This window comes from Paenibacillus sp. FSL P2-0121 (assembly GCF_037975345.1).
Classification (GTDB): Bacteria; Bacillota; Bacilli; order Paenibacillales; family Paenibacillaceae; genus Paenibacillus_AQ; species Paenibacillus_AQ odorifer.
Map to the genome: position 1 here is coordinate 4101499 of NZ_CP150245.1, position 22096 is coordinate 4123594.

Sequence of the window (22096 nt, forward strand, 5' to 3'; positions counted from 1 at the left end):
ATCATGATACTTCCTCACCCGTTAAATATCATGTGAGCTCCGGTGTATCCACAAAAGTAACCACTGGCTCCATTACGCCATGTAGTTCGAATAAGATTAGCTCGTTATCACCTTGACGCAGAAGCGGCGCTGGTAAGTACAGTGTTTTAGTTGGACCCTTCTCCCAGTAGCGCCCTAAATTAAAGCCGTTTATAAAAACCTGACCTTTACTCCATCCATCCAGCTGCAAAAAAGTATCCTCAGGCTTACTGACTTGAAAGCTCCCCCGGTAAAAAGTGGGCTGCTGACGTTGCTCGCAATCTATCGGTGTGAATGATAATCCCTTAAGATGGGTTAAAGGCAAAGAACGAATCGTCCAATCATGCAGGAATTGATAGCCGAGTCTAACGCCACAGGTTATGCCTTTTGGATCACGAAGCAGCGGGCCATAATTTACACGCCCCATATTCTCCACAAGGATGTCGATCTGCAGTCCCTCCGTTGGAACCTCTAATGGAATTCCTCGCGGATCCCAGCGTTCAACTGTACCGACAAAGGCCCCATTCGCGAATACAAGCGCACGATCACGTACTTCTTGAAGGACGAGCTCCGTACTGCTGCGGGGTCCACTGATCTTCGTCGAATACAAAATGAACCCATAATTCTGATTCAGTTTCTCCATTGGCTCGGGACATGCTCTATGTACTGGGTGAGACAAAACGTCTAACTGAGTGAACAGTGGTGCTGCTTCTGTCATCAACACTTTACCATAAGCTTGTGACTTTATTAACGGCGGTAATTCCAGGGGCGGCAACGTTACGTATTTCTCAATTATTGTTCGAGCTGCATAGAATTTTGCAGTTGGCTTACCGGATTCGTCCAGCAGCGTATCATAATCGTAGCTGGTTACGATGGGCTCATATTTGTCAAAAAGATTTGCCCCATTCATAAATCCAAAATTCGTCCCCCCATGGAACATATAGAAGTTAACAGAGGCTCCTAAAGCCAGCATTTCATCCAAAGTCTCCGCTACTTCAGATTCGGGGCGTGTATTATGCGGTTTCATCCAGTGGTCAAACCATCCATTCCAGAATTCCATACACATCAACGGTCCCGTAGGCTGATATTCACGTAGTTTAGCAAAGGCTTCCTTTGCCCGTGAACCGAAATTCACCGTGGCGAACACTCCGACAATCATGCCCCCTTGGAGCATATGATCTTCAGCTCCATCTGAAGTAAACAGCAGAACGTCCATGCCCCGGGCGATCATTCCTGCTTTTAGATCATTCAGGTAAGTCTTATCACTACCAAAGCTTCCATATTCGTTCTCTACCTGAAGAGCAAGCACAGGCCCACCGTTAGTGCTTAACAAAGGCCGCAGACGTGGAAGCAACTCATCGAAATAGGCATCCAACTTAGATAAATAGACGTTATCATTACAACGCAGCTGTATGTTATTCTCCGCAAGTAACCAAGCTGGCAATCCACCGAATTCCCATTCCGCACAAATATAAGGACTTGGCCGCAAAATCACGTGCAAACCAAGCTCTCCAGCAAGTCTAACGAAAGCCTCGATGTCAGCAAATCCAGCAAAATTGAAGCTCCCCTCCTCTGGTTCGTGTAAATTCCAAGGAATATAGGTTTCAACAGTATTCAATCCACAAGCCTTCAGCTTCAGCAAACGATCCTGCCAATATTCCGGAACGATCCGGAAATAATGAAGCGCACCAGAAAGCAACCGGATGGGTTGTTCGTCTAATGTAAAATGATCCCCTGATATGGATAACTTCCGCATATAATTTCTCCTCCAACATTGAGATAGACTATTTAATTATAGGTAATAAAAATATCAACCCATATGGACGATTCTAATGAAATATATGGAGAATTCATTGGTTGCTAGAGGCTTTTGTGATGCTATACACTATATTCATAGGGGGTTGTTACGGATGTCAAAAAGAACTCATATTTGGTTAATTACCACAGATCAAATGCGTGCGGACGCACTAGGTATCGAAAACGCTTCCGTACTGACACCTGAGCTTGACAAGCTTGCTTCGGAAGGCACACTCTTCACTGGTGCTTACTGCGCTAGTCCTGTTTGCACGCCTTCACGTTCTTCCATTTTTACAGGCAGGTATCCGCATGTTCACGGTGCCTGGAACATCGGTACCACACTCAGAGAAGACGAACTTACCTTATGCGATCATTTAAAGAAAGCGGATTATAAAACCATCGGTATAGGAAAGATGCATTTCCGCCCTCAGATGAAGGGGGACTTTTCACAAGAATATGAAGAGCCTGCTTATCGTGACCGCGGAAGAGCTTCCGATGGAACGTACTACGGATTTGATGAACATCATATTACGGAAGACAATTGTATCGGGGAATATATGGAGTGGCTTAGAGAGCGCAACCCTGAAGCGGCAGAACGTTTCAGCAAGGACCGTTACAGAGCTTCTAATGCTCAAAACGATGTGTGGGAGAGCGAAATCCCTCCAGAGCTACACCAGTCATACTGGATTGCTGAACGGAGTATCGATGTGATCCTCGCCCACAAAACCGAACAACCGCTATTTTTATGGACCAGTTTCGTCGATCCACATCACCCTTTTGACCCTCCAAAAGCTTACGCGGATATGTACGCTGACACTGACATTCCATCTCCAGCCAGCGAAGCAGACGACGTGCATCTTCGTCCTCCACATCTGCTGCGTCAGAGTCATGGAGGATATTGGCCTGGTGGCGGTGAGGAGCATTCTCTTAATGAAGCGCATATGAAACGGCTCACCCGAAATTATTATGCGATGATTACCTTCATTGACGAGCAGATCGGACGTATTATAAAAGCTTGGCGTCAAAAAGATATGTACGATGATGTAGTCATCCTCTTCACCAGCGACCACGGAGAACTGCTCGGTGACCATGGGCTGATTTACAAAGGGCCGTGGTTTTATGAAGGGTTAACACGAATCCCGATGATCGTACGCGGTCCTGGGATTGCTTCCGGGCAACGGGTCCCTGCTTTGATGGAACATGTTGATATTGTCCCCACACTGCTTGCAGCCGCAGGTCTCAAAACTCCCTACGGAATTCAAGGTGTGTCACAGATGGAGGTGCTGGCTGGAAGAGAGTCCCATGTGCGCAATTCTGCCCTAACCGCTTATATTGCTCATGATCGCGGCATTAACGCTAAGTGTTTGCGTACAACACGCTATAAGCTGGTGATCTTCGCAGGTGAGACCTACGGTGAATTGTATGATTTGAAAGAGGATCCTCATGAGAACTCCAATCGTTTTGAAGATCCCGATTATAGTGATATTCGCCATTCGATGGTTGAATTGCTCGTCCATCGAATGATTCAAGATCAGGACCCTTTGCCTGAACGCCGGAGTAGCTGGTAAATTCACTAACCTTTCTTTCTATCCTTAACAGACTTAGGGCAACCTGAAAGTTCAGGTTGCCCTAAGTTATGATTATTTCCCCAATTGGGATGCCTTTAGAATATGAGAAATTGGGCGTCCGGCAATCCATTCGCCGTTGTTTACAAACCCTTCCTCTCGTCCCTCCAGCTCGTGAATAAGACGCTCTCTCCATTCTTTTATGCGCTCGAATTTATCAATACAGCCTATCGCATTAATCTTCTCAGAGGGGTCTGCCGCTAAATCAAAATACTGCTCTTCCCCTGTCTGAGAATACCAAATAAATTTCTCTCTTCCATCCGTTAAGAAGTGGTGGGACTTTTCTCCATAGGCTTGTTCCCCATGAATATAAGATCGCCACAATGTCTGATCTCCCCTGCACAGCGGCAACACACTTTGCCCTTCTACTGTAAATGGTATTTGGACGCCAGCAGCTTCAAGAAATGTGGGCATAATATCGCGAAGCTCTACAATGGAATCAAGCCGGGAGCCGGCAAGAAGTCCAAGCGTTTCTCCCGGATCAAACACTATGAAAGGAATCTTAGCACTTCCTTCATAAGGAAGAGATTTCCGGAAGTAATGGTGATCCCCCATCATTTCACCATGATCAGAAGTAAATAGAATCAAAGTTTCATTTAAAACTCCATACTCCTGCAGCCCATTGATCAACCTCCCAATTTGGTCGTCAAGATGCGTAATTAGCGCGTAATACGCGGCACGGGCACGATCCAATCTGCGCTTTGGCAAATTAGTGAACGAAGAAGTTGGATCCTTAGCTCCGTTTAAGGCAGCACTCTCGTCCACCCAATCTCCGATTGGAGGATCAGGAAATTCCAAGTCCTTGTACATATCTAGATAACATTGTGGCGGATCCAAGGGGGAATGCGGGCGAACGAAGGAAGACCATAGGAAAAATGGTTTCCCAGGATCTCTTCTTCGCAAAAAGTCTAGCGACTCGGTTACGCACCAATTCGTTGGATGCATCGCTTCCGGCAAGTGCCAGGGGCGGGCAACCGTTGAGGCGTTGCAATCGAGGCCTAAGTCAGTGATATCCGAATTGGTATCAGTTTGTCTTCGCAGCCACTGCAAATAATCGTCCACTTGATCATAGTGTTCATCATGGAACGTTTGGTTCTTATCCCGATTGTAGTGAAGATATCCATCATGAAGCACCACATTATGGAATCCACATAGATTACGTGCAGGATACACATGCATCTTGCCAACACACTGCGTATGATAACCAGCTTGAGCAAGCTCTCCGGCAATCGTATGGGCGTAATTCCATTCAACCTTATCCTGATAACCAACCCGGCCATGTGATCTTTGCCCCATTCCTGTCATGATAGCAGCCCTGGCGGGAATACAACTGGGGGTAGCCGAATACGCGTGCTCAAATAAGATCCCCCTTGATGCCAGAGCGTCCAGGTTGGGTGTCTCAACGACGGGATGTCCCATAATGCTCAGGCAATCAAAACGCATCTGATCTACGGTGATAAGCAGAAGGTTAGGCTGCTTTGTGTCCTTTTGATTGTCCAGATTAGTATCAATCATAACCTCACCCCCTTCTTAAACCCCAGCGATCACAGATGGTGTTGCAATCGTGTGCCATAAATTCGCACTTATCGCCCTGGGGTTGCCCTCGTCAACAAGGCCGTCGAACGTCAGAAGCTCCTCTTCTAATTCAGCAATCTGTTCCACGTTCCCTTCGACATAACGATTGATTCGATGAATCGCCGTTCTGATTCTCTGAAGCAATCCTCCCATACGAAGATCAAAGACATCAAGACCAAACACCTTATTTTCCTGCTCCCATTGCACTCGATAGTCGTCCATGAATTGTCTGGCCAAATCAGATAATTGTGGCAAAGTCACCTTGGCAAAGTGAGCCAATTCCTCTAAATCTCCACGATGATAAGCTTCGCGTATAGAAATCCCGATTTCGCTCTTTATTTCGAGCAAGCGACACAAGCTGGCTTGTACAGAGAATAAGGATTGCCAAGGCGAATTGCGAGTGATCGCCTGTTCGAGCTTTTCTGCACTTTGCTGATAATGCTTCGAATACGCGCTAGGAATAACATGTCGATCGAACAAACCACATAAAATATCTTGATAAAGCAAGTATTTAGCCGGATTGATAGAACATCCCCCCGGTGCCGAATTACCCGGAACCAAGTTGGCCGCATCGAGTGCCATAAAGTCATCATAATTGCCTTGCACGCAGCTACTGAATCTTTCTTTGACATGGTTCTCCACGAAACATCTCGTGTAGCAGAGCTCCGCCCAAAGTTGAAGGGTAGGAAGAACCGAGAAAACGGAAGCTTCAGCGCCATTATCTCCCCATGCGGTAATCAACACTTCTTGAATTCCATACTTAACACAGCTATCATGAGCCAGCAGACTGACATGGCGACTGAATTCATTGTTTGGAGCGAAGCCCATCCATTTCCAAGCACCACCTGCAAATCCAATATGATCATTCAGCTGCTTATGTTTGCTTAACATCCCGTCGTATTTCTCCTGCGTTTCCGAATAATAATCCCAGTAGATCAAGGTAACATCTTCAGGAATCAGCTTTACAATATCAGGGCTAATTGGACTTTCAGCATCGTAATATTCTCCGGAACTGGCCAGACGAAAAAACATGTCGCTCCACATCATCGTCTGGAAACCATATTTTCTGGCGATCTCCATAACAGTGCTAAAGTGTTTTAACATTAACGAGGAGCGATCCTGATACCCATGCTTATCCAGATATTTACCAAGTCCCATCATATGAGCTTCGTCCATCCCGATATTTATGCGGCGACTGCTTACATGAGCCGACATAAAAGCAAACATTCGATCAATTAACTCATAAGTTCTGGGATCATCAATAAGGAGAATATCCTGGAAATCCACAAGCGGTGCATGTGCCTGCCATTTCAACGCTTGGCCGAGATGGGCCAGGGTCTGAATACAAGGAACCAGTTCTATGCCAAATAACGCGGCATACTGATCCAGCTCCCGAATTTGATCTCCTGTATATCGGCCTCGCAAATAGCCGAAATAAGGGTATCCCTCCAGTTCGTAGGTGTCTTCCGTATACAACTGAACCGTTGAATATCCCATAAGCGCTAAACGCCGGATCAATTCCTTGTATCCTTCATAGTTAAGAACCGCATTTCGCGAACAGTCTACCATGAAGCCTAACTGTTCATAAACCGGCCGTTCATTAATTTCAACTCGTTCTCCACGGCGTACGTTCTCAAGAAATCGGCTGAGTGCCCGGAACAATTGATGTTCCTGTTCATACGCAATGGTGACCTGAGCCTCATCGTAAGATATTCGAATGCCCTTCCCTTGCTTCTTACAAATCACTGGTATCCCTGAGCGTTCCATTCGAATACTCAATATTCCCGCTACTTCTGAAACAGCTGCTAACTGTTTCTCGGTTAACCCTGTCAAATGAATGCTAAGGTTCATAGACTTTACCCTCCCAATCTTATAAGTATGCGGTCTGTAACGCCGCACAGTCTAAGCCATACTTCAAATAATTAAACGGAAGATCCGGGCTACTAGCGCCCGGATCTTCTCTATTCATCCATTATTCAATACCTTGTTCCTTGGACTTCTCATTTACTTCCTCTATCATTTTATCAAGACCTTTAGCCTTATAATCGTTCACAATGCTATTCCAGTAACTCTCAACGGGTTCTTTGGAAAGCATGATCTTAAGCAAATCATCATGGTCAAGCACAGTAAATTTATCCTTTGTTGGGGTGGACATATAAGTTAACCTAATGTCGTATTCTGGCACCTTTGTATTGTTCTGAATCCAGTCGATGTAATCGACAGCTTCTTTGCGAATTCCTTCATTAGCAATCGTCGGGTTATCCATGTTATAGCTATCTGAAGTTTCATAAGCCACCAAATTCTTCAGAAATCTGCTAGCTGGATACTTCTCATTTAATGAACCCTTTTCAATGACAACCTTCTGCCCATTTTCGAGCTTATAATCTACACCTTCGATGCCATAAGTCAACAGATCCTTGCCTTCAGGAGACAACACATAATCATAGAGTGCCATGATGCGATCCATCTTTTTATCGTCAATCTTATTGCTGAAATAGCTTTCTGACCAGTATGTTTTAAAGATGGCATGTGAGCGTTCACCATCAGGACCGATAAGCGGCTTGAGCGCCTTCACGCTCTCCGACATATCCTTATCCGGATAAGCTGTTTTCCAGCGTTTTTCATACATATCGCTATTTAAATTTATGAAACCTCCACCGCTTAGAAGAGCAGCTGCTTTGCCTGCTACGAAATTGTCATAGGACTCTGCTGGTTTGACGAGCGCGATGTCTGGATCGATCAATCCTTTTTCGTACATATTCTTCATGTTTTGCAGCGCTGGCAGCGCATTTTTAGAGAATACAGCAGGGATAAACTTTCCATCCTCTTTGATCCATTTAAAATCACTGCCGCTTCCATCACTAGTAGCAACCGGGTTGCCATACAACCAGAAGAATCCGCCCAGCATCTTGGTAGTTGTCGTCGTAAGACCAGTAACATGCTTGCCTTCCGGATCCGACTTTACGATTGCATCAAGCATGGCTTCAAACTCTTCCCATGTCTCTGGCTCTTTGGTGATCCCAGCCTTTTGAGCAAGATCCCAACGATAGAAGACCATACGATCCAGTGCGCTCCAATCAACACTCGGGAACATCCGGCGAGGCACAGTATAATACTTTCCATCTACTCCTAATCCTTTAATATCTGGCGATTCGAAGTATTTTGCAAGGTTTGGATACTTTGAAAGATCCGGGAGCGCTTTGACAACGCCTTGATTCACCCATTTGCGCTGATATTGCGTGCCGACGGCGTCGATCGCGAAAATGTCTGGCAATTGGCCGGAAGCGGCCCACATTTGAATCTTCTGGGTATAGTCATCCCAAGACAAATTGACAGGTTTTAGTGTGATGTTGAATTTCTCCAATACTTGTTTAGCGATCGGGTCCTTTTCGATGTTAGCAATCTCGGCATCCGCATCCCAAAACCCAAGAGAAATGGTCATTGGATCCTTGTAAGGATTATCCGTGGAGTTAGAAGAATTCGGAGATGTTTCACCGTTTGAACCAGCCTGCCCTTTGCCGTTATTGCCTCCACCGCAAGCCGTGAGTACTGAAGCCAACAAAGTTATACATAATGCCAATGTCATTATTTTCTTTCTATGCATGCTTGAAACCTCCCTTTATACTATTTTAGGATAGAATCAATCTATTTAAAATCTTTCTTATCCTTTTATTGAACCCACCATAATCCCTTTATTAAAATGCTTCTGCAGGAACGGATAAACAACAATAATCGGAATACTCGAAACTACAATCGCTGCCATTTGAAGTGCAGGTGTGTAGACCTTCCCCGTCTGCTCCTGCTCGGCCATCGTTTGTGCCATTTGGCTTAGCAAGGAATTCGAAGTAATAAGTGTCTCCCGCAGATAAATCTGAAGTGGTGCTTTTGCAGCGTCACTGATAAAAATCAGCGCATACCACCATTCATTCCATCTTTCCACAGCATAGAACAAAGCAAAAGTCGCCATGAATGGAGCAGAGATCGGAATAATGATTTTGAAAAGAATGTACAGATCATTCGCCCCGTCCAGCTTAGCCGATTCTTCCAAGCTTTCTGGAATGGTATTGAAATAGTTTTTCATAATGATTAGATAAAACGTATTGAGACCCGCGGGGATGATCATGACGAGTATATTGTTTACGAATCCTAGATCCTTAACGACTAAGTAAAAAGGAATTAAACCGCCATTGAAAAACATAGTGAACAAGATCAAGCTGAGCATTATGTTTCTGCCGGGCATACCCCGCTTGGATAATGCGTAAGCTCCCGCCACAGAGATTGTCATACTGAACAACACGCCAACCACAGTTACGATGACAGAATTAAAGATGGAAGTCCAAAACTTCATATCCTGAAGCAAAAGCTTGTAAGCGGACAGGTCAAACGAAAGCGGAAAAATATAAAAGTCACTTTTACTAATCGCTTCGAACTTTGCCACAGAGATAATAAGAACATTATAGAAAGGAAAAAATGTTACTATTGCTAGGAGCCCCAGAACCACGAATGCGACGATATCGAAGACACTCCACTTTTTTCTCTTTTTAACCGTTGTGTCGGTCACTTGCTTCTCCCCTTTTCCTGCAGATTAATACAGCCCTTCCTCGCCCATCTTCTTAGCGAACGTATTGGCCGCCCATAAAAGGATTAGGCTGATAATGGACTTGACGACACCCACGGCGGTCATATATCCAAAGTCTCCTCCAATCGTGAAGGAAGTCCGATAAATGTAAGTATCGATCGTGTCGGCAACCGAATATACCGGCGAACTATACAGGTTGAAAATTTGCTCGAAGCTCGAACCTTGGGTTAGTAGTTGTCCAACTTGAAGGATTAACAGAACTGCGACTGTACTCTTCAAACCCGGCCATGCGATGTTTAGCAAACGGCGAAACCGGTTCGCTCCGTCCACTTCAGCCGCTTCAAACAGCTCAGGATTGATCCCTGCCAGAGACGCCAGGTAAATGATTGAATCCCAACCGATCTCTCGCCACACATGCGTGATATACAGAACGGGTCTGAATGCATTTTCATCGACAAGAGGAGAATTCGGATCTCCACCAAACAGCATGATGATCTGGTTATAAATCCCGTCCTTGCTTAAAATATTGATAATAATCCCCGACAGTACAACCCACGATATAAAATGTGGGAACGTCAGGATCGTCTGAAAAAAACGCTTCATTTTTGTCCTGGAAAACTCATATAAAACAATCGCCAGGATAATGGGCATCGGGAAATGAGTGACCAGCTTCATCAAGCTGATAATGACCGTATTCCAAAACGCCTTGCGAAAATCGGGGTCGGTCAGCAGCGTTTGAAAATTCTCCAACCCAACCCAAGGACTTCCCAGAATCCCCTCACTGTAATTAAATGTTTTGAACGCTAGCGTTACACCGTACATGGGAGCATAGCTGAAGAGGGCATACCAGATTAACACCGGTAGAACCATGAGGTAAAAATACTTGTACTGTAAAATCGTTTTTTCTAAACTTTGCTTTGGAGCACGAGTTTTTAAGCTTCGTTTAGGTGTACGAGCGGTTACAGAATCAGCCAATCTTCTCCCCACCTTTCTGTATGAGTTTGTTATGCTTGTAAGCGATTTATATGGTAAATTATATCGGGAGTGTAAATTCTCTTGTATAGAGAATACAACTCCGATCATGTGGATTTTTCACACCTTTGCGGGAGACCTTCCTGTGGCACGTAATATCGGACATAGTGAGCGTAAGATCGTCCATACCCCCCTTGGTCCACAATCGCTAGGATAAATCTAAGAGCTCTATAAAGAGAGGGGGATTCACTTATGCGTTCAGTAATTATTGCAGATGATGAGAAGTGGATTGTAGAAGGAATTAAAGCAGGAGTGAATTGGAAGAAATACGGCTTTGAAGTGATCGACGATGCCGAAAACGGGCAAGAAGCCCTTCAATTAATTCAATCGCTTCGCCCCACCCTTGTTCTAACAGATATCAAGATGCCTGTTATGAATGGACTAGAGCTCATTCAACGTGGCAAGGCCATCGCGCCGGATACGATCTTTATCGTACTCAGCGGACATGCCGAGTTCGCTTATGCACAAAAAGCAATGAATTATGGCACTTTCGGATATTGCCTCAAACCCTTTGAAATCGAAGAAATTGAAGGAATGCTCAACCGAATAGCCCAGCAACACGATTCCAAGACAGTTAAAGAACAACCTATCCACGACTTCGAACTTTATGAAGCGGTTTGTTCCGGAGATCTTGAACGAATTAACTTATGGTTGGATGAGAAGAAAATACCCTTGTCGAAAGATACCCCTCATATCCCCATTGTTATCCAAGGGTTAAGTTCACCTGTAGATGTCAGGCAGTTCTCTTCCCTGGTCTTCCCAATGAGCCGCCGTCGGTATGGTTACTTATTGGAAGAGTGCCAATACGAAGTCTTCCTCCAGGGTCTTGAACAAACAGAAGTTGTACAAGAGTGCGGAGTCGGGATCGGTCCTCCTATTTCGGATATACACCAATTAGATGCGTCTTTAGAGTCCGCCTCTCATGCTGCTTTCAGTATGTTCGCAACAGGGATGCCCGGATGTTACAGGGTGAATCCACAGCAGGACATACCGATCGACGAGAAACTCAAAGAGATTTCCCGGATTCTTCATAATAAAGACCGGCTCGGTTTCATAGCAGCCATGGAATCGATAAAGAAATTATTCAAAGAGGGAACGTTCACCATTAAAGAAGCCTATTTGCTCTATACATCGATCCTCTACTTATTTCCTCGGGAAGGGACTCGGGTTAGCGGCCGTTTTTTTGAAGGATATGAACAGCTCTATTATCGGTACGGCACGGCTGAAGCTATGATCGATGATCTGATTCTTATGACACTTGATATTTTTATGAACAGAAACGAATCTGATATTTCACGAATCTCAAACCACAAAGTCAAAGAAATCATGTTATACATCCGCAACCATTTCAATCAAGAGATTTCGATCCAGCAATTAGCCAATCAGTTTTTTTTAAGCCCAAATTACTTATGCCAATTATTCAAAAAAGAGGTCGGCGAGACCATCATCGAACATATCAGTCGTTTACGAATTGAATACGCTTGTAAAACGCTGATCGAAACCAACCTTTCCATTTACCAAATCGGTGAGAAATGCGGTTTTCAGGATTATTTCTATTTCACACGAATTTTTAAGCGGCATCTCAAAATGACACCTACACAATATAGGGAACTAAACAATGAAGACATTTAAGAGACTATCCATCCGTACTCAGGTTTTGCTATTCGGGTTATTTATTGTTGCCATTATCCCAATCATCGTTTCACGAGTCTACCAACTATCAAGCGAGACTATCATTAATCAAAATACGCAATACAATACGGAGCTGGTCTCCCTCCTCAAACAACGGATTTCTGACAACTATGCCAACGTCTCTTCCATGATGATGAATGTGGGTTACGATTCGACCGTCCAAAAGTTCCTAGTCGAGAATGATAAGCTTCGAGTCTACGATCTATCCCAAAAAGTTGAAGGATTGTTGAGCATCGCCCGAAATATGAACACGGATATCTTAGATATTATTGTTATCGGTAGCTCAAACACACGTATTTCCTTAGCAGGAAGAACAAAATATGCTATCGATCTTATGAAAACAGCTGAGGAGGATGGAATCGTTCATTATCGCGGATACAGTCCTCCAGACAAAGTCATCGACAAGAGAAAACTGCTTTTCGGGATGAACATCTTCGCTTCAGGTGACACGTCCCTATATGGTGAAAAAATTGGCTATCTCGCAGTTATTGTAGATATGAAAGCCATTCAAACTGAAATTTCTGAGTATCCCCGATTGGTCGGAACCAGCTTTTTTATGATGGATGATAAAGGCATGATCTACTCTAATAGCAATGAGCCGGAGGATATGCTCCAGCAGTTTCAAACTCGGGCAACTGGAAGGGATGGAGAGTCCATCGTCGAGACGGTTCATGGAAAGAAATATGCAATTCAGTCCTTTAGCTTACCGGAGATCTCTGGAAAAATCATAACTGCTGTTCCTGTCCATAATTTAATGAAAGAACTGGAGAAATTGAAGAAGGTCAGCTATGCTCTTCTAGCCTTAATCTTGCTGGTCGTCTCTATTCCCTATTCTGTACTTATGATGAATCTCTTAAGACCGTTGTCTAGGCTTATGCGCTATATGAATCAATTAAAGGGTGGAAGTCTGGGGATATTGAACAACAAGGTCGATTTAAAGGGCTATGCTGAGATTGAAATCATCTCTCGACAGTTCAACGATATGACCACACGGATCCACGATTTGACGGACCAATTAATCGATGCTTCAACTCAACTTTATCTGACCGATCTGGAAAAGCAGCGGGCGGAATATTCGTATTTACAAAGTCAAATTAATCCGCATTTCTTAAGCAATACTTTAGATACAATCAAGGGCGTTGCGATCGTAAAAGGAAATCGGGATATCTTCGAGATGACTACCGCCTTAAGCACAATGCTCAAGTACAGCATCAAAGGCAAAGAGGAGGTAACTCTTGGGGAAGAGCTGAAAATCGCGGAATCTTGTGTGAGGATTTACCAAGGCCGTTTCCCGGACAAATTTACTTACAAGCTGTTGTGTCCACAGGAATGGCTACACATTCCCGTGCCTAAAATGATCCTTCAACCTATTGTTGAAAATGCGCTTGGTCATGGGCTTGAGGCACAAGGACAAGGAATTTTGCTGATCTCCGTAGAGAAAAACGAAGCGGGGCTGCTTGAAATCGTGGTTGAAGATAATGGTGTAGGTATCGATACAACAAGACTGGAACAACTTACGGAGTTGCTGGCTGGTAAGAATATAGAATCAGGAGATCATATCGGTCTCCTAAATGTCAATAATCGTCTAAATCTTAAGTATGGCGATCCTTGCGGCGTTCTGCTGTACAGTAAGGAGGGTAGCGGGACGAAGACCGTTTTGAGGCTTCCCGGATCTTTAATAGATCCACAAAAAGCGAGAACATAAATAGGGAGGTTGCCCATTCAGGGCAACCTCCCTTTCATATGTCTTTCATTCACCGCATTTACTAGGATATTATTAAGCATCCTATAAGGATGAGCTCAGATACTCTTTGGCATGGTAGGGTCCACCTTCCATAAGTACCGTCCATAATGGATCGATATCACAATCCATGGAGCCCATCATATGATCATGCCATTCATTCAACAAATAGACAGCCTCCATACAAACGTCTTTACGCACTTCGGCAAGATTATGTTGTTCATAAGGATCATGCTTCAAATCAAACAGCATTTCTTGCGGGAATCCATGGTGTCCGTCATGATAGGTACGTATATATAACCAATCCGCAAACCGGACGCTGCGTTGACACACATGCGCGCATTGTGAGATTACGAGATACTCACGCCCTCCCAAATTCCCCTCCAGAATGGCACCTGCATAACTTTCACCATCCCAAGAAGCAGCCCCTTTCAAATTCAAAAGGCTCGCTAATGTAGGTCCTAGATCAAGGTGATAATGTAGCCCCTCCTCCACGATTCCCTTCTTGCCCCCTGGCCAGCGAACAATCATCGGAATACGGCAAGTCGCCTCGTCTGCTGTGCCATGTTCGGAGTAAATTCCTAGTTCACCCAGACTCTCTCCATGATCCGCAGAGATCAAGATAGCCGTATCTTCCATCACGCCAAGTTCTCTCAGCTTAGAAAAAACTTTCCCGAGATGCTCGTCCAGATACTTAACTCCAGCATCATAGTTGTCAAAGATAACACGCAGGTCATCACGGTTCTCTATCTCCTGCTGATGCCTGAAATGCTGCTGATAATGCGATTTCGCGAGCGTATTCATATCTTCAATACTATGCTGCCCCTTCTTAATTCGGTGAAGCTCAAACACGTCTTCCGTGATCCAATCGGGTAAAGGCTCCTTCTTGAATGGATTACCGTAGCTCTCAGGTGTACGATAAGGCGTATGCGGATCCCAGAAATTCAGGTGCAGAAACCAATTTTCGGACTCCCCATTATCTTCAAGCCATTTAAGTGCCACTGGAAGCACCTGCTCTGCCGTCTCATGCCCTCTACCACCAACATTAAACACTTCTTGGAACCCGGCGTTAAAGGTCCAAGCCGAGTGACGTTCAGAGAAGGTGCTGATCGATGCGGTTTTCATCGCCGCTTGCCTTAATATAGCCGGAAGGCTCTCCATCCCCAGACGGTCATTGAATTCACGTTTGGCTCCTTCTCTACGCATATCAGCAGCGGTTCCGCCATGCCCTACAATCCCATTATGAATGCCAAATCGCCCCGACATTAAAGCGGAACGAGACGGCAGGCAAGGAGCATCTGAACAATAGTAGTTGGTAAAGGTGACACCTTCTTTAGCGATTGAATCGATATTCGGGGAGGTATTCCGATGATAGCCATAACATCCCAGATGGTCCGGGCGAAGCGAATCCAAATCCAAATACAAGATTCTCATGAGTTATTCCCTGCCTTTCCTTTTCATCGAAATGGTTACGCTCGATTCAGGCAGCTTAGAATGATCTGCTCATGCTTATAAGAGTAAATGAATATGGAAAACTCCGCTATGGAGCAGCGATGTTTGTATTTGTAAATTCGATACTTTTCCGGTACTCTGCCGGCCCCTTGCCGTATTCGCCACGAAATACCTTGCTGAAGTGTGAAGCATCATAATAACCACATCTCTGGGAGATATGCTCGACTGTATAATCCGTATATTCCAGCATTTGTTTAGCTTGCTGCAGCCGCAATTTTCGCAGCATTTGCATGGGTGTCAGTTTATATATTTTCTGAAATGCCCGGCTAAAATAAACAGGATTCATATGATAGAGCTTGGAAAGCTCCTCTCTACTAATCTCTTGATCAAGCCTCTCCTCCATATATTGCAACGCTTCGTTAAAGCGGTCGGTGATAAAGGGATCTCGTGAAGAACGTCGCCCGCCAAGCTTGGTACTCTCCATAATTTCATAAAGAAGAAAAAATGCCAATGAACCGACCTGAACATTCCTGAAATCATCTTCCTCCTGCAACCACAGGCTCCGCAATTCGTCAAATCTTCGCTCATATTCGCTTCGATCCCGGACCCGAATCACCTTGCCTAGAGGGAATAACTTAAAGAAGTCATCTCCGTCTTTAACTTTAGCGTTAATATTAAACAGATAATGTATGCCATCCGTTTTGGAGATCACATTAAAAGGCTCGTTAGGACGGTGGATCATCACGTCTCCGGCAGAAGCAACATATTCTCCTTCGGAGGATGTCGTCAATACCTCACCTTTTTGGATATAAGAGACGGTATAACAAGACTGGACGTAATCGAACAGGATCCGCTTCTGATATTGAATCTTTAGGACGTCCAGCACGCTGATGTCAAACTGACTATGGATGATAGAGGACAAGGAAGTTCCTCCTTCTTATGTAGTAGTCGTAAAAGTGCTCTAACCTGTATAATCAGCCGCACATCGAAAGCCAATATTTCCGGCAGAGCTGTCTGGAGTATTTTTGCTTCTAGCCGCCACCCGATAACGGTTGCAGTAAGATTTATGGCACAAATATGATCCTCCACGCATCGATCTTGCGACACCACTTACTGGACCTTTCGGATTCACGGCTTCGGAAGATAAATGATAATCCTTAGTAAACCAATCCGCGCACCATTCCCACACGTTTCCTGACATATTATAAAGACCATAGCCGTTAGGCAGATAGGAACTTACAGGTGCGGTACCTGCAAAACCATCGCTGGCATGATTTTTATCGGGAAACTTTCCCTGCCATATATTACAGCGATGCTCTCCGCCTGGTTTTAATTCGTCCCCCCAAGGATACCGTTTCTGAACCAGTCCTCCTCGTGCGGCATACTCCCACTCCGCTTCCGTAGGCAGACGTTTACCAGCCCAACGACAATATGCATCCGCATCATGCCATGATAGGTGAATAGCCGGATGATCAAGTCGTTCATCTACATGGGAATCCGGACCTTCAGGATGACACCAATCCGCTCCCTCCACCACCCACCACCAGGGGGTTTGAGTGGCTACTTGGGTCACCTTTTTCCCAGTCTCCATGGAAACAAAAGAATGAAACACGTAAGACCATCCAAATCGTTCCGCATCTGTAACATAGTTTGTTTCCTTGATAAAAGCAGCAAACTGCTTGTTCGTAACCGCCGTTGCATCCATCAAAAAGGAAGATAAGGTAACCTTCCTAGTCGGCCCTTCTCCATCTGCGGGGAACCCTTCCTTATCATCCGTCCCCATAAGAAAAGTGCCTCCAGGGATAAGGATCATGTCCGAGAAATCTTTATCCCCTGTTACTCCTTGAACCGTTGTGTTCTCCTTACAAACATCAATAGATTCTTGTTTCGCGACTTGATTTCGACTAGCTGAACAACAAGCCCGTATATTCTCTGACATGATTTACCTCCAATCTGGGATTGTCCCGGCTCTGTCTAAAAAAAAGCTACCCCAAGAATGCCAGAAGCAACGATAATGGTGAGCGGATGCAGCTTATATTTCATTAAACCATAAAGTGCAGCGAATACAATGATCAACATGCCAAGGGTCTGCCAAGTAATAAAAGCATGTTCCACGCTATTTAAGCCAAAACGAATCGCAGCATAGGCAATCAAGCCTGTAATCACTGGCCGCAAACCATAAAATAACGTTTTAATCCATTGACTGTCCCTCACCCGATAAAAGAAGACGGAAATAACGATGATGATTAAAAATGAGGGCAGAACCATGCCTAATGTTGACACAATCGCTCCTTCGATTCCGGCTATACGATATCCGATCAAGGTTGCACTGTTCGTTGCAACAGGCCCGGGTGACATCCCTGCGATGGAAACTACCTCTTGGAATTCCCCTTCGGATAACCACCCCCCAGCCATAGCTTCATGCTGAATCATCGGAATGATGGCGTACCCTCCTCCAAAAGAAAGAAGGCCAATTTTTATAAAAGTGAAAAACAAACTCCAAATCACATCGCTTCCCCCTAGATGTAATACTCCGGATAATTCGATTCTTCATCAGAAGCTTTCAAGGACTCCTTCTCCGTTCGAACTTGGAGCCCTAAGAGCTGTTTAATTTGCAGATATACAAACCCAATACATAAACCAATTGCAATCACGTAAATGGGATTAATTCCGAAAACCAGTAAAACAACCGGTATAACTAACGCCGTAACAGCGGTAGTCTTGTCAATTATAGCGTTCTTGGCCATTCGATATGCAGCTACTAGGATCAAGGCAATAACAGCACCATTTATCCCTTTCATAGCGGCAATGACTTTTGGCTGGTCTGCCAGTTGGGAGTATACGGCGCTAAGCAAACAAACAATGATAAAGGTCGGAATCGTTATCCCTGCGATTGCAGCAATCGCACCCTTCACACCAGCAAGACGATAACCAATGAATGCTGCTGCATTTACACCTACACCCCCAGGTGCAGCACCAGCTAAAGATAGAATTTCATCCATCTCCTCTTCACCCAGCCATTTTCGTTTAGCGGAAATTTCCCGTTCGATCATAGGGATCATCGCATAACCTCCCCCGAAGGTTACAGGACCAATTCGAACAAATACCCAAAACAACTGAAACAATAGACTTATCCTCAGGTCTGTATTCGGTATCATATTTGTTTTCATAGTTGTTCTCATGGAATCCACCCTTATATAATCTGTCGTAATTTCATTATATCACTTTTTCCCAAAATGGAATTAAGTTTTTTGAACGGTAAAATACAACCAAGGGTTTATGAGTTATACTATATTCATGTTAATAAATACAAACTATATAAAAAACGATCTTACAAGTTCATCCTATATATAGCTTGGAGGTATATCGTGGAAAAGCGCTCGACACATATTCCGTCACCAAAAAAACTCCTATACGACCGAATCGCCGAACAAGGCACTGTTTCCAAGTTGGATCTTTTACAGACATTTTCGCTTACCAAAAGCACAATGACCCGGATATTAGATGAGATGACGGAAGAAGGCTTGCTGATAGAAAGCGGATTTGGAGAATCTAGCGGAGGCAGAAGACCTATTTTATACCAGATCAATCCTTCCTACGGTTATATAATCGGTTTAGAGATTTCCAGGGTGTATTCTTCCCTTGGTTTATTTGATATGCAAATGAACCCAAAATCAATAGTTCACTGGCGAATGGATCAGGCATTCACACCTGAAAGATTTATAGATCATATCAGTATTCAAATACGCGCTTTCCTTAGGGACCATCAGTTAGTGGACAGTCAAATCATCGGGATAGGAATAGGGGCTGTGGGGCCACTTGATCGGGAACAAGGCTTGATCCTAAAACCGCTGCACTTCCCTTCTTCAGGCTGGAACAATCTGCCGATTTGCAAACTGGTAGAGGAACGGACGGGGTTCAAGGCATGGTTGGACAACGGTGCCAATTCTGCACTGCTTGGGGAACGATGGTCTATCCGTCACGCAAACATTCAGCATATGCTTTATGTACATGCTGGAGCAGGACTCCGCTATGCGATGATGTCGCATGGAAGTATTGTTCATGGCACAATGGATATGGAAGATGCCATTGGTCAAATGATCATCCAGACAGATGGACCCCGATTAAATCATGACGGGAACTACGGGGCTCTGGAAGCATTCGTATCTGTGCAGGCACTAGAACAAAGTGCGCGCTCAGAGGCGAAAATGGACAACGATCTGATCCTCCAAAGATATAAAGTGGCGCCTGAGAAGCTGACTTATGATGTATTGGTACAAGCCTTTAGAGACGGTAATCCACACGCGCGTGAATTATTTACCCAAGCTGCCAGCCACTTCGGGATCGGACTCGCCAACGTTATCAACCTGTTTCATCCAGAGACCATCATTCTAGGCGGTGCACTCATTCACTCTCACGAGTTGTTTTTCCAAACAGCGGTGGAGGTGGCACAGAGAAACACTTACCGTTATCCTGAATACCAACCTCACTTCTCCCTAGGTATATTAAAAGAAGAAGCTGTGGTGACGGGTGCGGCAATAATGGTGAGAAATCATATGGTTCTATAGCATAACAAAAAGGTTGCTCCCAATCCTTTGCATGACTGTTGGGACAACCTTGTCTAGTCTAATCTATAATGCCTGACAGCAATTTTTGAATTTCTTCCCGCTTCCGCAGAAACATGGATCATTTCGACCTGGAAGTGGTTTTGCACTTTTCCTGTACTCCAGCATCCGCTCCGATCTAAGTCGGTTCGCCAGTAATAGCATGCGTTCATAGGCGTATGAGTAGAACATTTTGTAGCTGTGGCAGAAATAATCAACCTCAGTCCGATCATTAACATCAAGCCAATTCCGGTTGCGCGGACATCCCCCATTGCAAAAGCTAAGGTACTCACACTTATAGCATGATTCATTCATATTGGGCTTCATTAACAAAAAATCATCATATACTGGGCTGCTTAGCAGTGCTTCCAAGTCAGTTTGGCCGATATTTCCTAGCCTATGCTCTTCATCAATAAAGAAATCGCAAGGGTAGGCATCCCCGTTCGTTTCAAGCACCATCATCTTCGGGCAACATGAGTTGTGAACGCATAACTCTGCCTCACGATGCATGAATACAAGAAGCATATTCTCAAAAATACGAATAGGAAGCTCTGGGTACCCACCGTTGTACCACAGGTCAAATGTATGGCATAAAAAGACTCCGTATTGTTCAGGTGTAATTCGGAAGCGTCCCGCTACATCACTTTTCTGAGAAACAAAATCCATGCAGGGGATAAACTGAATATTAGGAAATTTATGTTCTTGGTAAAATGCCATCAACTCATCTGGTTTCGTCACGTTATCTTCATGAATCACTGTCAGAATACTATACTCCACACCCTCATTCTGTAAATGACGAATCCCACGCATAACTAGATCATAACTGCCTTTCCCCGAACCCGTTACACGATGAGCATCATGAATAGGCTCTGGACCATCCAGACTAATCCCGACCAAAAAGTTATACCGTTTAAAAAATTTCGCCCATTTCTCATGGATAAGCGTTCCATTGGTCTGCAGTGCATTACTGATCATCGTATGAGTCGGAGCGTACTTAGCTTGAAATGAAATCACTTGTTCAAAATACGGAAGTCCGGCCAATAATGGCTCCCCACCCTGCCAAGAGAAAGTCGCTATCCCTGATGATCTTTTCATGTACTGAGCGATAAACCGCTCCAGAAGCTCCGTATCCATCACTCGGATCGGTTGCTGAGGATGTCCCCCGGCAGTACTGTAATAGCAATAATCACAGGCTAGATTACAATCCTCTGAGACGGTTTTCCACATGACATGAAGGGTCTTCTGCTTAGAGGTTTGTATACATGCAGTCATACGATTCTGCCCCTCCTATGTAATACTATCTTTGTAAAACCTAATTCCTATTTGTTCAATTAAATCATAGATCTGCGAGTCAACGATGAGTAAAACATCATAGCTGGTCAAATAACTGGGCACAAAAAAACTGCACTCCCCATTGTCCGTTGGTACAAAGCAATAAGGGTGTGCAGTTTCTTTGTGGATGAGTCTAACGGTAGTTAGAGACTAGTCTTATTAATTACGGACGTATTCTCTATTTGCTGTTTCCAACATGGATTTCCAATCCGCAAACTTCGTCTCCCTAACAACATGACGATCAAACAGTTCATCAGGTATGTCAGCAACATCTTCTTCTGTCTTTACTTGAAAGTTCCCTTTGGTTACAAACTCATCGAAACTTTTGTAATTGGAATACTTACTCATAAACGCTTCATTAAACAATTTCTCGAAAGAGATGTGATTGGGATCTTCTTGATACGTTTTCTGTCCTTGTAACTCATTCATCAATTCTTCCATGGTCATTGGTTTTTGTCTTCTCAAATTACCACTCCTAATTTTCTGTTATAGTTGTAGAATATCATGTTAATCCATAAATCACACGAATCCTAAGCTTACCATAATTTTGACGATTTCACCTTTCAAATTTCACTTATTATGCAAATAGTCGGCCTCTATACTTAAAATACAACAAAAAACCTTCCTTATTCATAAGGAAGGCTTCTTA

The 22096-nt window shown here is 44.3% G+C and carries 17 protein-coding genes; 4 read left to right on the forward strand and 13 right to left on the reverse strand.

Annotated elements, in window-relative coordinates; all coding sequences use genetic code 11:
• Positions 1-28: 28 nt before the first annotated feature.
• Entirely contained in the window at positions 29-1774 is a 1746-nt protein-coding gene (locus tag MKY54_RS18130; protein ID WP_339187411.1) for a beta-galactosidase family protein, read from the reverse strand.
• 154 nt (positions 1775-1928) lie between these two features.
• On the opposite strand from MKY54_RS18130, the gene MKY54_RS18135 reads away from it, so the two are divergent.
• Entirely contained in the window at positions 1929-3383 is a 1455-nt protein-coding gene (locus MKY54_RS18135; RefSeq protein WP_339187413.1) for a sulfatase-like hydrolase/transferase, read from the forward strand.
• A gap of 72 nt (positions 3384-3455) precedes the next feature.
• Here MKY54_RS18135 and MKY54_RS18140 read toward each other — a convergent pair whose 3' ends face one another.
• The 5 genes from MKY54_RS18140 to MKY54_RS18160 form a co-directional block, all read right to left on the reverse strand.
• Positions 3456-4955 carry an arylsulfatase gene (locus MKY54_RS18140; RefSeq protein ID WP_339187415.1) on the reverse strand — a complete coding sequence of 500 codons (1500 nt, stop codon included), beginning with the start codon at positions 4953-4955 and terminating at the stop codon, positions 3456-3458.
• A gap of 15 nt (positions 4956-4970) precedes the next feature.
• Positions 4971-6866: a family 20 glycosylhydrolase gene (locus tag MKY54_RS18145; protein WP_076194910.1), complete on the reverse strand. Its 1896-nt coding sequence runs from the start codon at positions 6864-6866 to the stop codon at positions 4971-4973.
• Between the two features lie 121 nt (positions 6867-6987).
• Positions 6988-8619 carry an extracellular solute-binding protein gene (locus MKY54_RS18150; protein WP_339187418.1) on the reverse strand — a complete coding sequence of 544 codons (1632 nt, stop codon included), beginning with the start codon at positions 8617-8619 and terminating at the stop codon, positions 6988-6990.
• A gap of 57 nt (positions 8620-8676) precedes the next feature.
• Positions 8677-9576 (reverse strand): carbohydrate ABC transporter permease, encoded by a 900-nt coding sequence (locus tag MKY54_RS18155; RefSeq protein WP_076129726.1) that lies wholly within the window; start codon positions 9574-9576, stop codon positions 8677-8679.
• A gap of 24 nt (positions 9577-9600) precedes the next feature.
• On the reverse strand, positions 9601-10569 hold the full coding sequence (locus MKY54_RS18160; protein ID WP_339187420.1) for an ABC transporter permease subunit: 969 nt from the start codon (positions 10567-10569) through the stop codon (positions 9601-9603).
• 249 nt (positions 10570-10818) lie between these two features.
• Here MKY54_RS18160 and MKY54_RS18165 point away from each other — a divergent pair, with 249 nt between their 5' ends.
• Complete coding sequence (locus tag MKY54_RS18165; RefSeq protein WP_339187422.1) at positions 10819-12258, forward strand: response regulator; 1440 nt, start codon at positions 10819-10821, stop codon at positions 12256-12258.
• Entirely contained in the window at positions 12245-14023 is a 1779-nt protein-coding gene (locus tag MKY54_RS18170; RefSeq protein ID WP_036688197.1) for a histidine kinase, read from the forward strand. The genes MKY54_RS18165 and MKY54_RS18170 overlap by 14 nt, the downstream gene beginning before the upstream one ends.
• An 81-nt stretch (positions 14024-14104) precedes the next feature.
• Here the strand turns inward: MKY54_RS18170 and MKY54_RS18175 are convergent, their stop codons facing one another.
• The 5 genes from MKY54_RS18175 to MKY54_RS18195 form a co-directional block, all read right to left on the reverse strand.
• Positions 14105-15493 carry a sulfatase gene (locus MKY54_RS18175; RefSeq protein ID WP_339187424.1) on the reverse strand — a complete coding sequence of 463 codons (1389 nt, stop codon included), beginning with the start codon at positions 15491-15493 and terminating at the stop codon, positions 14105-14107.
• A gap of 106 nt (positions 15494-15599) precedes the next feature.
• Positions 15600-16433, reverse strand: a complete 834-nt coding sequence (locus MKY54_RS18180) for an AraC family transcriptional regulator (RefSeq protein WP_339187427.1) — start codon at positions 16431-16433, stop codon at positions 15600-15602.
• A gap of 39 nt (positions 16434-16472) precedes the next feature.
• Positions 16473-17450, reverse strand: a complete 978-nt coding sequence (locus MKY54_RS18185; protein ID WP_076306132.1) for a formylglycine-generating enzyme family protein — start codon at positions 17448-17450, stop codon at positions 16473-16475.
• Positions 17451-17485: 35 nt separating this feature from the next.
• Complete coding sequence (locus tag MKY54_RS18190; protein ID WP_076129733.1) at positions 17486-18019, reverse strand: chromate transporter; 534 nt, start codon at positions 18017-18019, stop codon at positions 17486-17488.
• Between the two features lie 11 nt (positions 18020-18030).
• A complete protein-coding gene (locus tag MKY54_RS18195; RefSeq protein WP_254857000.1) occupies positions 18031-18693 on the reverse strand; it encodes a chromate transporter in 663 nt (220 codons plus the stop codon).
• Positions 18694-18879: 186 nt separating this feature from the next.
• On the opposite strand from MKY54_RS18195, the gene MKY54_RS18200 reads away from it, so the two are divergent.
• Positions 18880-20079, forward strand: a complete 1200-nt coding sequence (locus MKY54_RS18200) for an ROK family protein (RefSeq protein ID WP_076182375.1) — start codon at positions 18880-18882, stop codon at positions 20077-20079.
• Between the two features lie 63 nt (positions 20080-20142).
• Here MKY54_RS18200 and MKY54_RS18205 read toward each other — a convergent pair whose 3' ends face one another.
• A complete protein-coding gene (locus tag MKY54_RS18205) occupies positions 20143-21387 on the reverse strand; it encodes an anaerobic sulfatase maturase (protein ID WP_076306133.1) in 1245 nt (414 codons plus the stop codon).
• Between the two features lie 219 nt (positions 21388-21606).
• Complete coding sequence (locus tag MKY54_RS18210) at positions 21607-21894, reverse strand: hypothetical protein (protein WP_036688213.1); 288 nt, start codon at positions 21892-21894, stop codon at positions 21607-21609.
• Positions 21895-22096 lie beyond the last annotated feature (202 nt).